Below are 20,185 nucleotides of genomic sequence, written 5' to 3' on the forward strand. Positions count from 1 at the left end.
CCTTATTATTAACTCAGCGTATGGGTAACTTCCTGAATATCCTGATCATCAAGCTCTCGTTCAAAGCTGCGCAGACGCTTATAAATAGACATCAGTTCCACTAACGTTGTCCAGGAGTTAATCAGATACTGGAACGAGCCGCGCACCTGGCCAAACACGTTAGTGATTTGCGTCATCAGGCCGAGCGTAATCGTACCGGCAACAATCGACGGAAACAGCAGGAACAGGCCGAAAACGTTATCAACCTGCAGGTAAAGAATACGGGCAATATTGAAGTACATATAGTGAAAATAGAGACGGAAGTAGTTTTGCCGTACCGCATGGAACAGTTCGCGCACCGTCGGTGGCGTCGCACGGTTGCCATCATCTTCGCCATAGACCAGTTCTTTACGATAGGCCGCTTCCACGCGCTGGTTTTTAAACTCCAGCCCGGGAAGTTTGATCCCGACCACGGCCAGCAAACCGGTTCCCATCAGCGACCAGACTATCGCGGCAATCACCAGGCCGTAAGGCACATGTCCAATAATCGGCAGGTCAGGAACATGGGCAGAGAGCGTAACCAGTACAGGCAGGAAAGCAATCAGCGTCATAATCGCGTTGATAAAGCTGACGCCCATATCTTCCAGCGTAGAAGCAAAACGCATGGTGTCTTCCTGCACACGCTGCGCTGCGCCTTCGATGTGACGCAAATGCTGCCAATGCGCCATATAGTGTTCGTTCATCGCGGTACGCCAGCGGAACACATAGTGGCTAACGAAGAAGTTGTTCATCACGCCAATGACCACGGCTATCAGCGCAATGCCAAGAAAGATGCCCACTTCATGGTAGAACTGCTCAATCTTCACCTTATGCGGTGCGCTGAGCGCAGTTTGAATCAGGTCATAGAATGGCGCATACCAGGCGTTGACGGCGACTCCGACTTCCACCAGAAACCAGGTCACAAAAATAATCAGCGATGTGCCCAGAATAGACCAGTACTGCCAGCGGTGTGGGCTATAGAGAAACCAGAACAGCGCGAACACCCCGACACAAAGAATGTAGTACGCATAAAAAATCAGGTAATCCAGCGACCAGAAACGCGCCGCGCTAATTGGTACGTCTCCCGACGCGCCGGTAATATGTGCAACCCAGGCTCCCCCACCTGCTTGCCAGAATACAACGGCGACCAGTGCCCAAATAAATGCCGAAATAAAGAACGGTCCCGGCTTTGGGAAAAAAGACTTAAACATAGTGCTCTCCTGCTAACTTCTTATCGTTATGACGACTGCTGTGCATTTGCCACCGTGGAGTGCAGTGGCCAGACGGCTTACGCCCAAAAACACAAGCTGAAACCGACAATTGTGACCAAAACCAAGGCACTTAGTTCGCACCTCGGTTATGAAGAATTGTTTCTGTGGTTTTCACACTCGACAACGTTCCTGTACGTGCAGATTATCACAGCGTGAGATCACAAAAGCGAACATCCGCAATCCAGGAAACTCCTGTGTTTACTCATCGTTACGTTTTTCCCACTATCATTGGTTGATAAGCGCTTTGCAATACGCCGATGAGTAGTATAAATACGCATACGCACGACATCCTTTTTCACTTTCTCTAACTCATGGACACCACCGTTGAAACGTAGTCTGCTTTTTTCTGCCGCGCTGTGTGCGGCGTCATTGACATCTGTCCAGGCGGCACAGCCTATAACCGATCCGGTCTTCGCCTCTGATATCGTTGATCGTTATGCCGACCATATATTTTACGGCAGTGGTGCTACGGGGATGGCGCTCGTGGTGATTGATGGTAATCAGCGTGTATTTCGCAGTTTTGGTGAAACACGCCCCGGCAATAATGTTCACCCGCAACTGGATTCCGTAATCCGTATTGCCTCAATTACCAAATTAATGACCAGCGAAATGCTGGTGAAATTACTCGATCAGGGCACGGTCAAACTCAACGATCCTTTGAGTAAATATGCACCACCAGGCGCTCGCGTACCCACTTATCAAGGAACACCAATTACGCTGGTGAATCTGGCGACACATACCAGCGCACTGCCGCGCGAACAGCCTGGCGGTGCGGCCAAGCGCCCGGTGTTTGTCTGGCCAACCCGCGAGCAGCGCTGGAGCTATCTCTCAACGGCTACGCTTAAAGCCGCACCGGGGTCGCAGGCTTCTTATTCCAACCTGGCGTTTGACCTGCTGGCCGATGCGCTGGGTACCGCGTCCGGTAAGCCTTATCCGCAGCTGTTTGAAGAAAAAATCACCCGCCCACTGGGGATGAAAGACACCACCTTTACGCCGTCCCCCGATCAGTGTCGACGCCTGATGGTCGCGGAAAAAGGTGCCAGCCCTTGTAACAATACGCTGGCAGCGATGGGCAGCGGCGGCGTGTATTCAACGCCTGGCGATATGATGCGCTGGATGCAGCAGTATCTCTCTTCTGACTTTTATCATCGTAGCCAGCAGGCTGACCGGATGCAGACGCTGATTTACCAGCGTACGCAGTTAACTAAAGTAGTGGGAATGGACGTTCCGGGCAGAGCCGATGCGCTTGGTTTGGGCTGGGTCTACATGGCGCCGAAGAATGGCAGACCGGGCATTATTCAAAAAACCGGTGGCGGCGGTGGCTTTATTACCTATATGGCGATGATCCCACAGCAAAACGTTGGGGCATTTGTCGTAGTGACGCGCTCTCCGCTGACCCGTTTTACCAATATGAGCGACGGTATCAACGAACTGGTTGCAGAGTTGAGTGGGTACAAACCACAGGTCATTCCTGCATCCTGATTCAATACTCAAAAGGCAAACGGTTAATGCACACCAGTTTGCCTTTATTCATTTCAATGTAACCACCTTTACGCAATGCCGCGAGAACCTCAGCGACAACTGAGCGTGAAATTCGTGTGCGTTGGTGAATATAGTTCATAACGCCGATACGCGAACGAAGAACCTCGTCCCATTTCGTCATGGATATCAGCGTGGCGCGAATCTGATCGTAGGAGTTATTGCCGATCAACTGCAGATCGCGCAATTCAAGCATAGAGTTTTGCCATGCTAGCCAACAAAAAGCTTCACGCCAAAGTTGGCACTCTTCAATTATATTAATTGTTTGTGAGGCGGGAAGATGATATCCAGTACAATCACTTTCGGTTATTAATCTGTATGGTACATCTGTTTTCATCACGCCATCGGAAAGGCCCATAATGAATGGCGCCTGTGCAATCCCAACCAGCACGTTTTCCCCTCTACGCAGGGAAACAACACCACTTAAAATAATGAAAGTATCGTCACTATTTACATCACTTGAATATATTATTTCTTTATCGTTATCACATTCAAAGTGTTTGCCATACTTCGACAAACATTTATCAAGCTTACCAAATTCCACAAGCGGTTTATTTGAAGCTAGCATTTGCGCATTCCTTGCAATAAATGCCCGTCAAATCCGTGACGGGCATTATTTCTGAATTAAATTACCTTATATTTCACTGTAAGACAGTTCTTACCAGGTATATTTAACACCAACGTTTGCGGACCAGTCTTGATCAACATCACCACCACCGAGGTAGTTAGCATCTGTGTACGCGCTGAAGTTTTTGGTAAAGCTGAACTGAGTACCCAGTCCGACACGTACCGCAGAACCTTCTACACCGTTGTCGATAGAGTCGCCGTTTACGTCAGAATCGTTGTTAGAATCGTCGTAAACGTAGGCCAGTTTGAAGTACGGAGTCAGCGCCTGGTCGTCGCTGTAGGCGAAGGTATAACCTGCATCTACACCCAGTTCATAACGCATGCTGTCATAAGACTGACCGTCAACTTTCATGTCGTTGCTCAGCTTATAGTCATCACCAGACTGGAACAGACCTGATACGCTGCCGTATGGCGTTACGTAACCTGCGTCACCCAGTTTCAGGTCATAACCCAGTTTCAGGCCAAAACCCCAGGCATCAGAAGAGGTGCTGCCATCAACATACTGACCGTTGCTCATGTTGGCAGACAAGTCGTTGTTGAAGTGAGAGTAGCTTACGTTACCGTCAACGAAGATGTTGTTGGCAAAGTGAGCAGAAGAGTAGATGTAGGCAGTCTGGCTATCCTGATCCACCTGACCGGTACGGTCGCTCATATCACCTTTCGCGAAGCCTGCTGCAGCACCGACAATCCACTTAGCATTGTTACCATCAATTTTGGAATCAACACCGACCATGATGCCGTTAACATCCTGATCGTAGTTAATGGTGCCGTTATCTGCATCGAAGCTACCACCGAAGTAACTTACCCATGCACCACCGTTATCAACCAGACCATGACGTGCGTTAGTCAGACGAGTACCAACGGTATCTTGTTCCAGGTTCCAGATATTGGTGTTAGCAGACGGGATGCTCAGCGCCATGTTCGCGTAGTCTGTCAGTTCCATCTGCTGCAGAACAACAGTGTTACCCTGCTGCTGTGCCTGATAGGTGTAAGCACCCAGGTCAGCTTTATTGGCTGCAGAGAAGGTCGCAGTGCTGTTCGCGTCGTTAACGTAGATCAGCTCGTTACCTTTATAATCCGCAACAGAACCTGCGCCAGTAGCGTTGTCGATACGGACTTTATAGTTACCGGTTGCCGCTGCTACGTGGTCACCGTAGTTATCAACTTCAGACTGATCGCCTGAGGTGTCGGAATCGCCGTTACCGTTGATAGTCAGATGACCATCAGAGTTCATCGCGATCACGCCATAACCGTAGTTAGCCTGGGTAGTATCGTTAGTGCGATCGTTGGTCAAGTCAGCATCCAGCACATAGTTGTTGCTGTTGATGTCGAAAACACCCGCGTTAACATGGTTATAAGCGTCGGTGTAGCTGGTCAGATTCAGGGTATCAACCTGCAGTGCATTACCGGTACTGTTGCCAACATCCAGAACGCCGTTGTTAGTGACGTTAATGGTGTTTGCATAGAGAGCTGCATTACCCACGCTCCAGCCAGCAGATACGTCGTCAGCAATCGTTACAGTACTGTTGTCGATAGACAGAGTATCTGTTGCAACATGGCCATCTTCGTTGATGTTCAGTGCAGAACCACCGGTCAGGCCAATAGTGTCGGAGATCAGGGTAGAATCACCCACGTTGACGACGGAACCGCTGTTAATGCTCAGAGTATCAATCAGAGAAGTTTTGGTGGTATCCCACTGTGAACCCGTATTCAGGGTCACGTTGAACAGGCCGCTCTGGTAGACAGTGTTGCCAACTACATGACCATTTTCGTCATAAGAAGTTGTGTCGCTATCGATACCGTAGGTTGAAGACGGCCACAGGCTGTTAGCGGTGATATCGATCAGCGTAGCGGTGGCTTCAGTGCCTGCATCGTAGCTGTCGTAAACGCCGTCGCCATCGGAATCAACCTGGTGCACAGACATTGCCGCACCCACCCACTTACTGCCGTTGTTCAGGGTCAGATCCAGACGGTCAGTACCGTCCCAACCATTGGTATCCAGGTCAGCATCGGTATCACGATAAGTGTCAGCACCGTTCGGGAAGAAGTTCTCATCAAAATTGCTGGAGAACAGCACGTCACCCATCAGCGTGGAATTGTTAAACGTTGCGGTGGTCTGCATCGCGTTATCCGCATCCGGATGTGCAATCACAGCTAATGCAATATCGTCAGCATCCTTGTAATTACCGCTGTAGTCGCTTGCATTGCTGGTGTTACCAAACCAGCCGGTGGTGCCTTCGTCAGTCCATGAACCAGAGGTCACGGTAGAATCGGTAACAGCAATGGTGTTGTTAAACACTTCGCCGCTGTTTACGCCGGTACTAACGGTATTGTCGTCAATATCTGCCCACTCATAACCCTGAGTCAGCGTAATACCTGCAACGTGAGAGTTGGCGGAGATAGACAGATCAACTTCTTGATCCAGAGTAATAGCCGTACCCAGGTTATAAACGTCGACAACGTGCGTGTCAGCTGCGTCATTATACGTACCGTTGTAGGTATAATGTTCGTAGTTGTCATCAATCGTTGAGTTGATGACGTTCATTGCCAGGCGATCGTAGTAGTAGTCGGTACCCGTACGGTTAGTACAATCCGTGCTCATACATTCGGATGTCACCATACCGTGGATGGTGCTGTTTTTAATCGTCAGGCTGTTGTTATTGGTGTTAGTAGACAGCCCATCATCCAGATAATAAGTAGAAATAACGCCGTTGACAGTGGCGTTATTGATTACCGGATAAATATCACCGTTATAAATACTATCGGTGTCGTAATTGTTCCAACCGACATATCCATCGTAATAGACGCCATCAGCATAAGAGGCGTCATTATAATGGGCAAACGTTGTGTAGGTGGTCCCAGAGATATCAGTAGAAGCATTCGCCTGAGAAGTGATTGCCAAAGTGCAGGCTAATGCTAATTGTGATACTACAAGTTTCTTTTTCCAAGTGTGCATTTGTCATCCCTCCTCAGGGACGTAATATAGTTGATCCATCAATTATCAATGCAAAGAAAACATTTTATGTTTCGCGGGGAAGATTATGCGGTTTCACAAAGGAAAGGTTCAATTATTCTTTGGATTAAGTCCGATTACGGACAATAGGCAAACAAATCATTTGAAACAGTAAGATCGCGTAAAAATCATTTTTATTTTAGACAGTTACACTCAAGAAAAATGACAAAATAATACATTGAAACTATGATTAACTTAAAAATAAAACGTCAGCTAATAAACTCCATTAAATCCCCACCGCTTAATTATAGATTAAATTAAACTAAATTCACCATAAAACTAATCACCATTTAAAATAATGATAATTGCAAAAATAGAAATTACACATAATACGAAGTATAGGCACCATCACCATAACCCCGGCATAACGCCAACTTTCGTAAACCCCTCGCCCTCAGGTTCGGGTATACTACGGCCTTCGATTCCACAAACATCAGGCATACCATGACAGACCTAATCCAACGCCCTCGCCGCCTGCGCAAATCTCCTGCGCTGCGCGCTATGTTTGAAGAGACAACACTCAGCTTAAATGACCTGGTGTTGCCGATCTTTGTTGAAGAAGAACTCGACGATTACAAAGCTATCGACGCCATGCCCGGCGTGATGCGCATTCCAGAGAAACACCTGGCACGCGAAATTGAACGCATTGCCAATGCAGGCATCCGCTCGGTCATGACTTTCGGGATTTCTCATCATACCGATGACACCGGCAGCGATGCCTGGAAAGAAGACGGCCTGGTGGCACGCATGTCGCGTATCTGTAAGCAGACCGTACCGGAAATGATCGTCATGTCCGACACCTGTTTCTGTGAATACACCTCTCACGGTCACTGCGGCGTTCTGTGCGAGCACGGTGTTGATAACGACTTAACCCTTGCTAACCTCGGCAAACAGGCGGTCGTTGCCGCCGCAGCGGGCGCAGATTTCATCGCCCCTTCCGCCGCAATGGATGGCCAGGTACAGGCGATTCGCCAGGCGCTGGACGCCGCGGGCTTCACCGATACTGCGATCATGTCCTACTCCACCAAGTTTGCCTCTTCTTTCTACGGTCCATTCCGTGAAGCCGCAGGCACGGCGCTGAAAGGCGATCGTAAAACGTATCAGATGAACCCGATGAATCGCCGTGAAGCAATTCGCGAATCGCTGCTGGATGAAGCCCAGGGCGCAGACTGCCTGATGGTGAAACCGGCTGGCGCGTACCTTGATATTCTGCGCGATATCCGCGAGCGTACCGAGCTGCCGATTGGCGCTTATCAGGTCAGCGGTGAATACGCGATGATTAAGTTCGCAGCGATGGCGGGTGCTATAGATGAAGAGAAAGTGGTGCTGGAAAGCTTAGGTTCAATCAAACGCGCTGGCGCGGATCTGATCTTCAGCTACTTCGCTCTGGATCTGGCTGAGAAAAAAATCCTGCGCTAATCACTTTGTTGTCGAATGGCGACTTCGCCTTATCGGGCCTACAGATTCAGGCCCGATAAGTCAATCGCCGCCGGCAATCACCCCGCCCGATAAAACGGCTTATCTCCCAAAATTGTCGCCCGGTGCATAATACGCCGCTGCGGCAGATAATCCGCATTCGCATAATGCTGCGTCACGCGATTATCCCAAATCGCCACATCGTTGGGCTGCCAGCGCCAGCGCACCTGAAACTCCGGTTTGGTGATATGCGCGAACAAAAAGCCCAATAATGCCTCGCTCTCTTTTTCCGTGACATCCACAATTCGCGTGGTAAATCCTTCATTCACGAACAGCGCCTGCTTCCCGCTCACCGGATGCGTGCGCACCACCGGATGCAGCAACGGTGGATGTTTAGCGACAGCCTCCAGCCAGCGCAGATGCTCCTCCGGGGTCTTGCGGTATTTATATTCCTGGAATGATTTACGAAAATCATGCTCTGCCCGCAGGCCGCTCAGCAACTGACGGAACGGCTCAGAGAGCGCTTCATAAGCGGCAATCCCACTGGTCCACAGGGTGTCTCCTCCGGTTGATGGTAGCTCTTTTGCTGCCAGAATCGCCCCGGCAGGCGGCGTGTCGATAAAGGTCACATCGGTATGCCAGTTATCGTTATCCGGCGGATTATTGTTATGGGTATCCAGTACGATAATCTCTTCTACCCCTTCAGCATGCGGATAGACCGGATGAATATGCAGATCGCCGAAACGCAGCGCCAGCGTCCGCTGCTGTTGCGGCGTAATCACCTGCTCACGCAGAAACACCACCTGGTGGCGCAGTACCGCGTGATAAAGCTGTTCAAACTGATTATCGCTCAGCGGACGCGTTAAATCCGCGCCGATGATTTGTGCGCCAATATACGGCCCCAGCGGGGTAATGCTCAGACGTTCACTCATTGTACTTCTCCATGCCAGGGCGTCAGGCGGCGCTGAAGCGCGCGCAGACCCAGTTCTAAAATAAACGCGATAACGGCAATCACCGCGATCCCCGCCAGCACCACATCCGTTGCCAGAAACTCTCCGGCTGACTGCACCATAAATCCTAAACCTCGCGTGGCAGCAATCAGTTCAGCTGCCACCAGCGTCGACCAGCCCACGCCAAGCCCGATGCGTAACCCGGTGAGGATCTCCGGTAATGCCCCCGGCAAAATAACAAACCACAGAACCTGCACACGGCTAGCCCCCAGCGACTGCGCGGCGCGCACCCTCACCAGCTGTGCGCTTTTCACCCCCGCCAGCGCCGACATCGCCACAGGGGCGAAAATCGCCAGATAGATCAGCAGGATCTTGGAGGTTTCACCGATGCCAAACCAAATAACCATTAGCGGTAAATAGGCCAGAGGCGGAACCGGACGATACAGTTCAATGATCGGATCGAGAATGCCACGCATCGTCGGACTCAGCCCCATCGCGATCCCAACCGGAACGCCCAACAGCACCGCCGCCAGCAGCGCGATAACAATACGCGTCAGACTCGCCGCCAGATGCTGCCACAGCGTGGCATCCATAAATCCCTGCGGACCGGCAATAACGATCAGCTTTTGCAAAACCTGACCCGGCGGTGGTAAAAACAGCGGACTGATTAACTGCAGCGCCGCCACCGTCCACCACACCGCCAGAATGACGGCCAGCGTACCGAGGCTTAAGGTAATCTGTCGCGACAACGGCCAACGCCAGTTCAGCACCCGCTGGCGACGGGGTTTATCATTAAGCACCACGCTCATGAGAATGCCTCCCGTTGTTCAAAGACCCGACCTAACACATACTCGCGCATGGCGATAAACTGCGGATCGGACTTAATGCTGCGACTCGGCTCTCCGGCCACAAAGCGACGGGCGAAATTCAGCGGCAGACGCTCCAGTACCCGGCCTGGGCCTGGCGACAGCAATACCAGCTCTGTCGCCATAAATACTGCTTCTTCGATATCGTGGGTAATCAGCAACACCTGTTTGCCGGTCTCATGCCACAACTTCAGCAGCAGGGTTTGCATCTGCTCGCGGGTAAAGGCGTCGAGCGCGCCAAAGGGTTCATCCAGCAACAACAGCTGCGGGTTGGCCGCCAGCGCCCGCGCAATGCCGACGCGCTGACGCTGCCCACCGGATAGCTGCCAGATAAAGCGTTTGCCCGCATCCTCCAGCCCGACTTTCTGCAACATCTCAAGGGCAATACGCTGACGCTGTGTTTTTTCCACCCCCGCCAGCTGCAGACCAAAAGCCACGTTCTCCTGCACGTTCCGCCAGGGCAGCAGACCTTCATTCTGGAACACGACCCCGCGATCTGCCCCCGGGCCATCAACCCTGTTACCCGCCAGCGTGATGCTGCCATGCTGATATGGCACAAATCCGGCAATCAGATTTAACAATGTGGTTTTCCCACAACCGGAAGGGCCGAGTACCACCAACAGTTCACCGCTATCGAGCGTCAGGTTGATATCCTCCAGCGCCGGTTTTCCACCGTAGCTGGCGGCAAGATGAGAGATTTGCAGCATCAGCGCCTCCTTATTTATTGCACGAAGCGATCGGTCACGTACTGGCTGTAATCTGTCGCGACAGCGGGAACTTTGCCCTGCTCTTTAAGGAACTGTGCGGTGTCGATAATCGCTTTATTCACCGGACCGGTTAGCTCAGCGGTTTGCTGTTGCGCTGTCAGGTAAGTGTTGCCTTTCACCAGCCCCGGCACATCCGTCTCCGGTACACCGCTCAAACGCGACAATTTGCTGATATTCTCCGGCTGCTTCAGCCATTCATCAGGATTAGAGATATAAGGCTGCTGGGCATCGATAGCGCTTTTGGCAAAGGCTTTCACCACCTCAGGATGCTTCTCGGCAAAATCTTTGCGCACCACCCACACGTCCAGCGTCGGCGCACCCCACTCGCCAACCTGCGAGGAGTCGGTTAACACCTTGCCGTCTTTTTCCAGCGCGTTGACCGCAGGCGCCCAAACATACGCGCCATCAATGTCTCCGCGCTGCCAGGCGGCAATAATCGCCGGTGGCTGTAGGTTCACAATCTCTACCTGGCCGGGTTTAATCCCCCAATGTTTCAGCGCCGCCAGCAGGCTATAATGGGTGGTGGAGATAAACGGCACGGCAATACGCTTACCAATCAAATCTTCCGGTTTACTGATGTTTTTCTTCACCACCAGCGCTTCAGAATTGCCGAGCTTTGACGCCAGCAGGAAAACTTCAATGGGCACCTGCTGACTGGCAGCGACCGCCAGCGGGCTGGAGCCAAGATTACCGATCTGCACATCACCGGATGCCAGCGCACGAACGATGCTCGCGCCGCTGTCAAATTTGCGCCAGTCAACGGTCGCCCCGCTCTCTTTGGCAAAAGTGTTATCCGCCTGCGCCACTTTGGCGGGTTCGGCGGAGGTCTGATAAGCAACGGTGACGTTCACCGCCTGCGCCTGAAATGCGATGAATGCCAGTGCGGCAAGAAGTGCGTTACGCGATGAAATAGCCATGATTGTCTGCTCCCCTGTCTTGTTATGGAGGCAGTATTTCGTTGCGGCACTATTTGATAAAGGAATTAAAAATTCTGGTTAATAGCGATCTGTTTTTAGAAAAAAAGCGGCAATAGTTAGCTATTTCGCTCATTACAGAACGTAGGCCGGATAAGGCGCTTGCGCCGCCATCCGGTAATCATATGCCTGATGCACTGCGCTTATCAGGCCTACACTCGCTATAACACCCGGCAAATTATTGCGATTTTGTTACATTCGTTACATATCCGCGCCACGGTGATTGCCAGCACAGCGCTGGCAGGCATCATAGGCACCATTGTCAGGCAAGAGAGCAATATCATGATTCATGTTGTGCTGGTGGATGACCATGTGGTGGTGCGTTCCGGCTTTGCGCAATTACTCAGTCTCGAAGACGATCTTAACGTTACCGGTCAGTACAGCAGCGCGGCGGAGGCCTGGCCTGCACTTCTGCATGATGACGTCAGCGTCGCGGTAATGGATATCGCCATGCCGGATGAAAATGGTCTGAGCCTGTTAAAACGACTGCGGGCACAGAAGCCCGGTTTTCGCGCCATCATTCTCAGCATTTATGACTCGCCGACGTTTGTGCAAAGCGCGCTGGACGCTGGCGCCAGCGGTTACCTGACCAAACGCTGCGGCCCGGAAGAACTGGTGCAGGCGGTACGCTCGGTGGGCATGGGCGGACATTACCTGTGCGCCGATGCGCTGCGGGCGTTACGCGGCGGCGAGCAGCCCGCGCAGGTCCTGGAAGTTCTGACCCCGCGAGAGCGTGAAGTGTTTGATCTGTTGGTCAAAGGCGACAGCGTAAAAGAGATCGCCTTCAAGCTCGACCTCAGCCACAAGACAGTGCACGTTCATCGGGCGAACGTGCTGGGCAAACTGCAATGCCACAGCACCATCGATCTGGTGCATTTTGCCCTCGACCACCAGCTATTGACGGGGCATTAATGTCGCGAAGCCTTCGGCATTGGGTTATTTCTCTGTTTATTCTGCTGGCCTGGGGATCGGGCTGGCTGATGTTGTGGACGCTGGGGTTTTACCTGACCCACAACGGCCAGCAGGCGGCGCTATTCCTGCCGCACGGCGTCTATCTCGCCCTGTTAATTCTGCTTTCTCGCCGTTACTGGCCCGCGCTGATACTGCCACCCCTACTGATGTTGTTCTGGCTGCACAGCGAGCAATTATTGAATGGCTATATCCTGCTGGCTGCGCCGTTAATTAGCCTGATTCCGGCGAGCATCGGCCAGTCATACTGGCACCGCTTTCCCCTGTACTGGCAACGCTTAACGCTGCTGCTGGCCGCGGTGACGATCACTTCATTACTCAATACCGCCCTGCTTTCACCGTTTATCCAGAGCCCGGCAACGTTGATTGGCCTGGCGTCGTTTACCGGCGGCGTGCTGCTGACGCCGTTTGTCTATCTGATCTATGAATTTCTGCGCCAACAGCACCGCTATCATCTGCTCGGACTGGATACCACCAATCCCCCGCTGCGCACTTCGCTTATCATCTGGTGCAGCCTGTTTTTTATTATTGGCATCGGCACCCAGATGGTGCTGTCGCCGGAGATCGAGCGCCTGTTGCTGATCGTGGTGTTCTTACCGAACGTGGTGATGGCATGGAAATTTGGCTGGCAGGGCGGTGTGTTGTCCGGATTGCTCGGCAGTATGATGATCACCATCGCCCGGCAAATCGGCGTCGGGTTCAGTAACCTACTGGAGCTGGAGATTTTCCTCGCTACCCAGGCGCTGCTCGGCATAGGGTTGGGGATCGCCATTAGCCGCCAGCAGCATCTGGCGCAAAACCTGCACCATTATCGCCAGCGCCTGGAAACCGAACTGGCAGCGCGTCGCGCGCTGACCGAACAGTTGATCCGCACCGAAGAAAATACGCGCAAAAGCCTGGCGCGGGAACTACACGACGAAATTGGTCAGAACATCACCGCCATTCAAATTCAGTCGCAGCTGGTCAAACGCGCGCCGGGTCGCGAGCAAACGCTTGAGGCTGCGAATCAAATCAACGACCTTGCCCGGCGTATTCACCACTCCACTCGCCAGTTGCTTCGCCAGTTGCGGCCCCCCGCGCTCGATGAACTGTCTTTTAAAGATGCACTACATCATCTGGTGAATGAATTTGCTTTTTCTGAACGGGGTATTCGCTGTCGCTTTGATTATCAGCTAGAGAATACGCCAGAAAACGAAACGGTACGCTTCACGCTGTATCGCCTGTTGCAGGAGTTACTCAATAACGTCTGTAAACACGCCGATGCCAGCGATGTGTCGATTACGCTGCGCCAGCGGGAGCATTGCTTGTTTCTGGACGTCGCTGACAACGGCGTTGGTATTCTGCCAGAAAAAATTCCCGGTTTCGGTATCCAGGGGATGCGTGAGCGGGTGAGCGCCCTTGGCGGTGAACTGACGCTCGAATCAAACAACGGCACGCGAGTAATTGTTAACCTGCCCACAAATTTGCAACAAACCAGCCGCTAACCAGGAAAAAGTCTTAGTCACTGCGGACTTTCTCTCATCCCCTTTTGCTTTCACTTTCCTATAGTCAGCACAAACGGAGACTGCCATGCCTACACGCTCAGCCAGCGAAACAGACCAACAATACCGGGCGCTACGCCCCCGGCTGCTGATGTGTATGGTAATTGGTTACGCCGCGTTTTATCTGACGCGCAAAAGCGTTAACTACGTCCTTCCGGCGCTGCAAACGGATCTGGGTCTGGATAAAGGCGATATCGGCCTGCTCGGATCACTGTTTTATCTGACCTATGGTCTGTCGAAATTTACCGCCGGGCTGTGGCACGACAGCCACGGACAACGCGCATTTATGGGCATTGGCCTGTTTGCTACCGGCGTTTTAAACGTGCTGTTCGCCTTTGGTGAATCGCTGACGCTGCTGCTGGTGGTCTGGACGCTGAACGGATTTTTTCAGGGCTGGGGCTGGCCGCCCTGTGCCCGACTACTGACCCACTGGTACTCGCGCAACGAACGTGGCTTCTGGTGGGGCTGCTGGAATATGTCGATCAACATCGGTGGCGCCATTATCCCGCTGATTAGCGCTTTTGCCGCCCACTGGTGGGGCTGGCAGGCAGCCATGCTGGCACCGGGGATAATCAGCATGGCATTGGGAATCTGGCTCACCCTGCAATTGAAAGGCACGCCCCAGGAAGAAGGATTACCCACGGTTGGGGAATGGCGGTATGACCCGCTGGAGCTGCGTCAGGAACAGCAAAGCCCGCCGATGGGGCTGTGGCAAATGTTGCGCACCACCATGCTGAAAAACCCGATGATCTGGTTGCTCGGCGTGTCGTATGTATTGGTCTACTTGATCCGCATTGCGCTCAACGACTGGGGCAACATCTGGCTGACGGAAAGCCACGGCGTGAATCTGCTCAGCGCCAATGCCACGGTGATGCTGTTTGAAGTTGGCGGCTTGCTGGGGGCGCTGTTTGCCGGATGGGGATCGGATCTGCTGTTCAGCGGTCAGCGTGCACCGATGATTTTGCTGTTCACGCTGGGGCTGATGGTTTCCGTCGCCGCACTGTGGCTGGCACCAGTGCACCACTACGCGCTACTGGCAGTGTGTTTCTTTACCGTGGGCTTTTTTGTGTTTGGCCCACAAATGCTAATTGGCCTCGCAGCCGTTGAATGCGGACACAAAGCGGCGGCAGGTTCAATTACTGGTTTTCTCGGGCTGTTCGCCTATCTGGGGGCCGCGCTGGCGGGTTGGCCGCTGTCGCTGGTCATAGAACATTACGGCTGGTCGGGAATGTTCAGTTTGCTCTCGGTTGCCGCGGTCTTTATGGGTTTATTGCTGATGCCGTTGCTCATTGCGGGCATTACCCCTTCTCTCAGTCAAAGGATAAAACAATGAAACTGACGCTTACCTCTACCCTGATTGCTTCCGCTCTGACGCTGGCGGCCTTCAGCAACGCAGCCCAGGCGCAGGGCCGTCTGGTGGTGTACTGCAGCGCCACTAACGAGATGTGCGAAACCGAAACCAAAGCCTTCGGTGAAAAATATGATGTGAAAACCTCATTCATTCGCAACGGCTCGGGCAGTACGCTGGCGAAAGTGGATGCCGAGAAGAAAAACCCGCAGGCGGATGTGTGGTACGGCGGTACGCTGGATCCGCAATCTCAGGCCGGTGAAATGGGTCTGCTGCAGCCGTATAAATCACCAAACCTCGAGCAGATCATGGAGAAATTCCGCGATCCCGCGAAGGTCAAAGGTAACCTCTCTTCGGCGGTTTACGTCGGTATTCTGGGCTTTGGCGTCAACACCCAGCGCCTGAAAGAGAAAAACCTGCCGGTGCCAAAATGCTGGAAGGATCTGACCAAACCGGAATACAAGGGCGAAATCCAGATTGCTGACCCGCAAAGCTCCGGTACCGCCTACACCGCGCTGGCGACCTTTGCTCAACTGTGGGGTGAAGATCAGGCCTTTGATTACCTGAAACAGCTCAACGCCAACGTCTCTCAATACACCAAATCCGGTATTGCCCCGGCGCGTAACGCCGCTCGCGGCGAAACGGCTATCGGCATTGGCTTCCTGCACGACTACTCGCTGGAAAAAGAACAGGGCGCACCGCTGGAGCTTATCTCTCCGTGCGAAGGCACCGGGTATGAAATCGGCGGCGTCAGCATCCTGAAAGGCGCGCGCAACGTCGACAACGCCAAACTGTTCGTTGACTGGGTGCTGTCGAAAGACGCGCAGGAGCTGGCGTGGAAGAAAGGGAAATCTTATCAGATCCTGACCAACACCACCGCCGAGACCTCTCCTAACTCGCTGAAGCTCGACGACCTGAAGCTTATCAATTACGACATGGATAAGTACGGCTCGACTGACGTACGTAAGGCATTGATCAATAAGTGGGTTAGCGAAGTTAAGATGGGTAAATAAGCCCACGTTGCGTTCATTTGCCGGGTGCGGCGTAAACGCCTTACCCGGCCTGGATTACCGGAAACGCTATGTCACACACACTTGCACTTCATCCCGTGAAAAAACGGGATGCGATATTTCTTTGGGTTTTACTCGGCTGGCTGGCGTTTGCCCTGCTGCCGAGCTGGAGCCTGGACTACGGTCTGCTGGAGTCAACGCGGGAGGAAATACTCGCCGCCTACGGCTGGTCACAGTTCAATATCAGTTGGCTCTGGTATCTGCTGCCAAGCCTGCTGCTGGTTCGCCCATTCCATGAAGCCAGGCGCGAACAGCGCAGCCGCCACTATCTTGACGCGGGCTGGGCATTCTTCTGTATGGCCTTTATCGTCACCAGCGCTACCCTTGAAGGGCGCGGTTTAGGCTATGCCACCATCGTGCTGTTTGTCGCGCTTGGCGCAATCATGACCCTGGCGCTCACCCGCCTCGAATGGCTGGGCGGTGACCGCTTCGTCATCGGCTCGCTCACCGCAATTGTCGCTCTGATCGGTATTTTTATCGTCTGGCCGAGCATCGCCATTTTCATTCCGATGTTCACCAACGACGCCGGGGAATTTGCCCCGCTGGCATTTATGAATGTGCTGTCGCAGGCACATATCATTCAGGTGATCCTCAACTCGATTATGCTGTCGATTGCCGTCGGCGTCGGCTGTACCTTCTTTGGTCTGGTGCTGGCTATCTACACCACCCGTATCGCCAGACGCAGCGCCATAATCGGACGTATCTTCTCGATTTTGCCGATCGTCACTCCGCCGTTTGTCGTCGGTTTAGGCGTCACGCTGATGATGGGACGCTCCGGTTACATCACCGAATTTATGGTCGAATGGTTTGGTTTAACCAACACCAACTGGCTGTATGGCTTTACCGGCATCTGGCTGGCGCAGGTTCTGGCCTTTACGCCGATGGCGTTTATGATCCTCGACGGAGCAATCAAAACCATTCATCCATCGCTGGAAGAAGCGTCATACACCCTGCGTGCCAGCCGCTGGCAGACCTTTAACGGCGTGTTTGTCCCGCTGCTGAAACCCGCGCTGGCGAACGCCTTTTTAATTGTGGTGGTGCAGTCGCTGGCCGACTTTAGTAACCCGCTGGTGCTCGGCGGTAACTTCGACGTACTAGCAACGCAAATCTACTTCTACATCACCGGTTCGCAGCTCGACTACCAGGCCGCCAGTACGCTGGGTGCCTTCCTGCTGCTGTTCTCGCTGCTGGTGTTCTGCGTGCAGTATATGTGGATTGGTAAACGCTCATACGTCACCGTTTCCGGTAAATCCTACCGGGGCGACGTACAGCCATTACCGGTGACGCTGGTGTGGAGCGTGGTCGCGCTGCTGGCGGTGTGGATTGCCTTTAACGCCCTGCTCTACGGCAGCATTTTCTACGGCAGTTTCACCGTCAACTGGGGCGTTGACTACACCCTGACGCTGGCGAACTTTACCAAACTGTTCGGTCAGGGGATGAGCGACGGCGCGTGGCCTTCACTACTCGACACCCTGCTCTACGCCGGGATTGCCGCGCCGATCACCGCGATCTTCGGCCTGCTGATCGCGTGGATCGTGGTGCGCCAGCAGTTTAAAGGCAAGAAGACCATCGAGTTCACCACCATGCTGTGCTTTGCCGTTCCGGGCACCGTCGCGGGCGTGTCGTACATTCTGGCCTTTAACAACGCACCGGTGTACCTCACTGGTACGGCGGCGATTGTCATTATCTCGATGGTAATGCGTAACGTCCCGGTCGGCATTCGCGCGGGTATAGCAGGACTCGGCCAGATCGATAAATCACTGGATGAAGCCTCGCTCAGCCTGCGCGCCGGTTCCCTGCGTACCATTACGCATATCCTGCTGCCGCTGCTACGCCCGGCGATCCTCTCGGCGCTGATTTATAGCTTTGTGCGCGCCATCACCACCGTCAGCGCCATCGTATTCCTCGTCACGCCGGATACCCGCGTAGCGACGGCCTACATCCTCAACCGCGTGGAAGATGGCGAATACGGTGTGGCGATTGCCTACGGTTCCATTCTGATCGTGGTGATGCTGGCGATTATTTTCATCTTTGACTGGCTGATCGGTGAATCACGTACCTCCCGTTCAAAAGCCAAAAACCAGGCGTAATGGAGCGCACTATGACTCAGAAAAATTTCGTTGAACTGCGCAACGTCACCAAACGATTTGGCAGTAATACGGTAATCGACAATATCAACCTCACCATCCCGCAGGGGCAAATGGTAACCCTGCTCGGCCCGTCCGGCTGCGGCAAAACCACCATTTTGCGCCTGGTTGCCGGGCTGGAAAAACCGAGCGAAGGGCAAATTTTCATTGATGGCGAAGACGTCACCCATCGCTCTATTCAGCAGCGCGATATCTGCATGGTGTTTCAGTCCTATGCCCTGTTCCCGCATATGTCGCTGGGAGAGAACGTCGGTTATGGCCTGAAAATGCTCGGCGTACCGCGCGCAGAACTGAAAGCCCGTGTCAAAGAGGCGCTGGCGATGGTGGATCTGGAAGGATTCGAAGACCGCTTTGTCGATCAGATCTCCGGCGGTCAGCAGCAGCGCGTGGCGCTGGCCCGCGCGTTGATCCTCAAGCCGAAAGTACTGCTGTTTGATGAGCCATTGAGTAACCTCGACGCCAACCTGCGTCGCAGCATGCGCGACAAGATCCGTGAACTGCAAAAGCAGTTTGATATCACCTCGCTGTACGTCACCCACGATCAGAGCGAAGCCTTTGCGGTTTCCGATACCGTGCTGGTGATGAACAAAGGACACATCATGCAGATCGGCTCACCGCAGGATCTTTACCGCCAGCCCGCCTCCCGCTTTATGGCGAGCTTTATGGGCGATGCCAACCTGTTCCCGGCTACCTTCAGCGACAGATACGTTGATATCTACGGCTATCATCTGCCGCGTCCGCTGCACTTTGGTACGCAGGGCGAAGGGATGGTCGGTGTGCGCCCGGAAGCGATCACGCTCAGCGATCGCGGCGAGGAGAGTCAACGCTGCGTAATCCGCCATGTCGCCTATATGGGGCCGCAGTATGAAGTGACGGTAGAGTGGCACGGGCAGGAGATTTTATTGCAGGTCAACGCTACGCGTTTACAGCCGGACGTCGGCGAGCAGTATTACCTCGAAATCCATCCGTACGGCATGTTTGTCCTGGCAGATGCGGCATGATTTGTGCCGGACTACGATCAAACAACGGACCAGATAAAATTAATTTGATTATAGAAAAGGAAAAACCTTTATAAATATTAATTAAATGAATGCCTATGAACTTAATTATCTATAAATTGGATAAAACTGGAATAGATAATATTGAAGGTTATGCTACATATATTGATCGTTCGGCAAAATTAATGAAGCTAATGAAAACAGTTGGTTTTGTTGGCATAGTTTTAGATTTTGCCGGATATACATCAAATATTTATGATGCCTGTGCAAAAGGCCGTGAAAGTGCATGCAAAAAAGCCGCTATTACTGAATATAGTAAATTTGGATTCAAACAGGCTAGTAGTATGCTTACTGGTCTGGCGACTGGACGTGCAGCAAATGTGGTTTGTACATGGTATTAGGGCTTTCTACTATAGAAGCTAGAGGGGTCGGTGCTGCACTGTGTTTTGCTACAGGGGTTGGTATTACTATTGCGTCAGGTAAGATTGCAGAAAAATATGGCGAGGACGTTGGTGAAAAATTAGGTAATTATGTAGGAGATCATATTATATATGAAAATATTTTTCATTGAAAATAATGAAGTTATAAAAAACTTAATTTGCCTTGCGTTTGCATTTGATTTTTTAATATTTATGATATGTTATTTATACAATAAAAAAGCATACAAAAAA

Annotated in this window: 17 protein-coding genes; 10 read left to right on the forward strand and 7 right to left on the reverse strand. The window is 52.6% G+C overall.

Annotated features, from left to right (window positions below):
* Positions 1-8: 8 nt before the first annotated feature.
* Entirely contained in the window at positions 9-1,229 is a 1,221-nt protein-coding gene (gene sbmA, locus BZK41_RS13230) for a peptide antibiotic transporter SbmA (RefSeq protein WP_079938410.1), read from the reverse strand.
* 384 nt (positions 1,230-1,613) lie between these two features.
* Here sbmA and ampH point away from each other — a divergent pair, with 384 nt between their 5' ends.
* The gene (ampH, locus tag BZK41_RS13235) at positions 1,614-2,771 is read left to right on the forward strand and encodes a D-alanyl-D-alanine-carboxypeptidase/endopeptidase AmpH (RefSeq protein ID WP_003830945.1); all 1,158 of its coding nucleotides are present in this window, start codon (positions 1,614-1,616) and stop codon (positions 2,769-2,771) included.
* A gap of 1 nt (position 2,772) precedes the next feature.
* On the opposite strand, the gene iprA is transcribed toward ampH, so the two are convergent.
* Positions 2,773-3,396: a hydrogen peroxide resistance inhibitor IprA gene (iprA, locus tag BZK41_RS13240; protein ID WP_079938411.1), complete on the reverse strand. Its 624-nt coding sequence runs from the start codon at positions 3,394-3,396 to the stop codon at positions 2,773-2,775.
* Positions 3,397-3,486: 90 nt separating this feature from the next.
* Positions 3,487-6,411, reverse strand: coding sequence for an autotransporter adhesin EhaB (gene ehaB, locus BZK41_RS13245; protein WP_079938412.1), 2,925 nt, complete (start codon positions 6,409-6,411; stop codon positions 3,487-3,489).
* Between the two features lie 501 nt (positions 6,412-6,912).
* Here ehaB and hemB point away from each other — a divergent pair.
* The gene (gene hemB / locus BZK41_RS13250) at positions 6,913-7,887 is read left to right on the forward strand and encodes a porphobilinogen synthase (RefSeq protein WP_043015354.1); all 975 of its coding nucleotides are present in this window, start codon (positions 6,913-6,915) and stop codon (positions 7,885-7,887) included.
* Positions 7,888-7,964: 77 nt separating this feature from the next.
* Here hemB and tauD read toward each other — a convergent pair whose 3' ends face one another.
* From tauD to tauA, 4 genes are read right to left on the reverse strand one after another with little or no spacing between them, the layout of a single operon-like run.
* Positions 7,965-8,816, reverse strand: a complete 852-nt coding sequence (gene tauD, locus BZK41_RS13255; RefSeq protein ID WP_079938413.1) for a taurine dioxygenase — start codon at positions 8,814-8,816, stop codon at positions 7,965-7,967.
* Complete coding sequence (gene tauC, locus BZK41_RS13260; protein WP_079938414.1) at positions 8,813-9,643, reverse strand: taurine ABC transporter permease TauC; 831 nt, start codon at positions 9,641-9,643, stop codon at positions 8,813-8,815. Before tauC ends, tauD begins: the two co-directional genes overlap by 4 nt.
* Positions 9,640-10,407 (reverse strand): taurine ABC transporter ATP-binding subunit, encoded by a 768-nt coding sequence (tauB, locus tag BZK41_RS13265; protein ID WP_079938415.1) that lies wholly within the window; start codon positions 10,405-10,407, stop codon positions 9,640-9,642. The genes tauC and tauB overlap by 4 nt, the downstream gene beginning before the upstream one ends.
* Positions 10,408-10,421: 14 nt before the next feature.
* Positions 10,422-11,384 carry a taurine ABC transporter substrate-binding protein gene (tauA, locus tag BZK41_RS13270; RefSeq protein ID WP_079938416.1) on the reverse strand — a complete coding sequence of 321 codons (963 nt, stop codon included), beginning with the start codon at positions 11,382-11,384 and terminating at the stop codon, positions 10,422-10,424.
* A gap of 339 nt (positions 11,385-11,723) precedes the next feature.
* Between tauA and BZK41_RS13275 the strand changes: the two genes are divergently transcribed.
* From BZK41_RS13275 to BZK41_RS27410, 8 genes are all read left to right on the forward strand, one after another.
* Positions 11,724-12,353, forward strand: coding sequence for a response regulator transcription factor (locus BZK41_RS13275; RefSeq protein ID WP_008783889.1), 630 nt, complete (start codon positions 11,724-11,726; stop codon positions 12,351-12,353).
* Complete coding sequence (locus tag BZK41_RS13280; protein WP_079938417.1) at positions 12,353-13,894, forward strand: MASE1 domain-containing protein; 1,542 nt, start codon at positions 12,353-12,355, stop codon at positions 13,892-13,894. Before BZK41_RS13275 ends, BZK41_RS13280 begins: the two co-directional genes overlap by 1 nt.
* A gap of 85 nt (positions 13,895-13,979) precedes the next feature.
* Positions 13,980-15,284 carry an MFS transporter family glucose-6-phosphate receptor UhpC gene (gene uhpC, locus BZK41_RS13285; RefSeq protein ID WP_079938418.1) on the forward strand — a complete coding sequence of 435 codons (1,305 nt, stop codon included), beginning with the start codon at positions 13,980-13,982 and terminating at the stop codon, positions 15,282-15,284.
* Entirely contained in the window at positions 15,281-16,312 is a 1,032-nt protein-coding gene (locus BZK41_RS13290) for an ABC transporter substrate-binding protein (protein WP_003830932.1), read from the forward strand. The genes uhpC and BZK41_RS13290 overlap by 4 nt, the downstream gene beginning before the upstream one ends.
* 68 nt (positions 16,313-16,380) lie before the next feature.
* Entirely contained in the window at positions 16,381-18,459 is a 2,079-nt protein-coding gene (locus BZK41_RS13295; protein WP_079938419.1) for an iron ABC transporter permease, read from the forward strand.
* 11 nt (positions 18,460-18,470) lie between these two features.
* The gene (gene fbpC / locus BZK41_RS13300; protein WP_003830930.1) at positions 18,471-19,517 is read left to right on the forward strand and encodes a ferric ABC transporter ATP-binding protein; all 1,047 of its coding nucleotides are present in this window, start codon (positions 18,471-18,473) and stop codon (positions 19,515-19,517) included.
* Between the two features lie 95 nt (positions 19,518-19,612).
* Complete coding sequence (locus tag BZK41_RS27405) at positions 19,613-19,915, forward strand: hypothetical protein (RefSeq protein ID WP_216350680.1); 303 nt, start codon at positions 19,613-19,615, stop codon at positions 19,913-19,915.
* Positions 19,906-20,085 carry a hypothetical protein gene (locus BZK41_RS27410; RefSeq protein ID WP_216350681.1) on the forward strand — a complete coding sequence of 60 codons (180 nt, stop codon included), beginning with the start codon at positions 19,906-19,908 and terminating at the stop codon, positions 20,083-20,085. Before BZK41_RS27405 ends, BZK41_RS27410 begins: the two co-directional genes overlap by 10 nt.
* Positions 20,086-20,185: the final 100 nt, after the last annotated feature.

Origin of the sequence: Citrobacter sp. A316 (assembly GCF_002042945.1) — a bacterium.
GTDB classification, from domain to species: domain Bacteria; phylum Pseudomonadota; class Gammaproteobacteria; order Enterobacterales; family Enterobacteriaceae; genus Citrobacter; species Citrobacter portucalensis.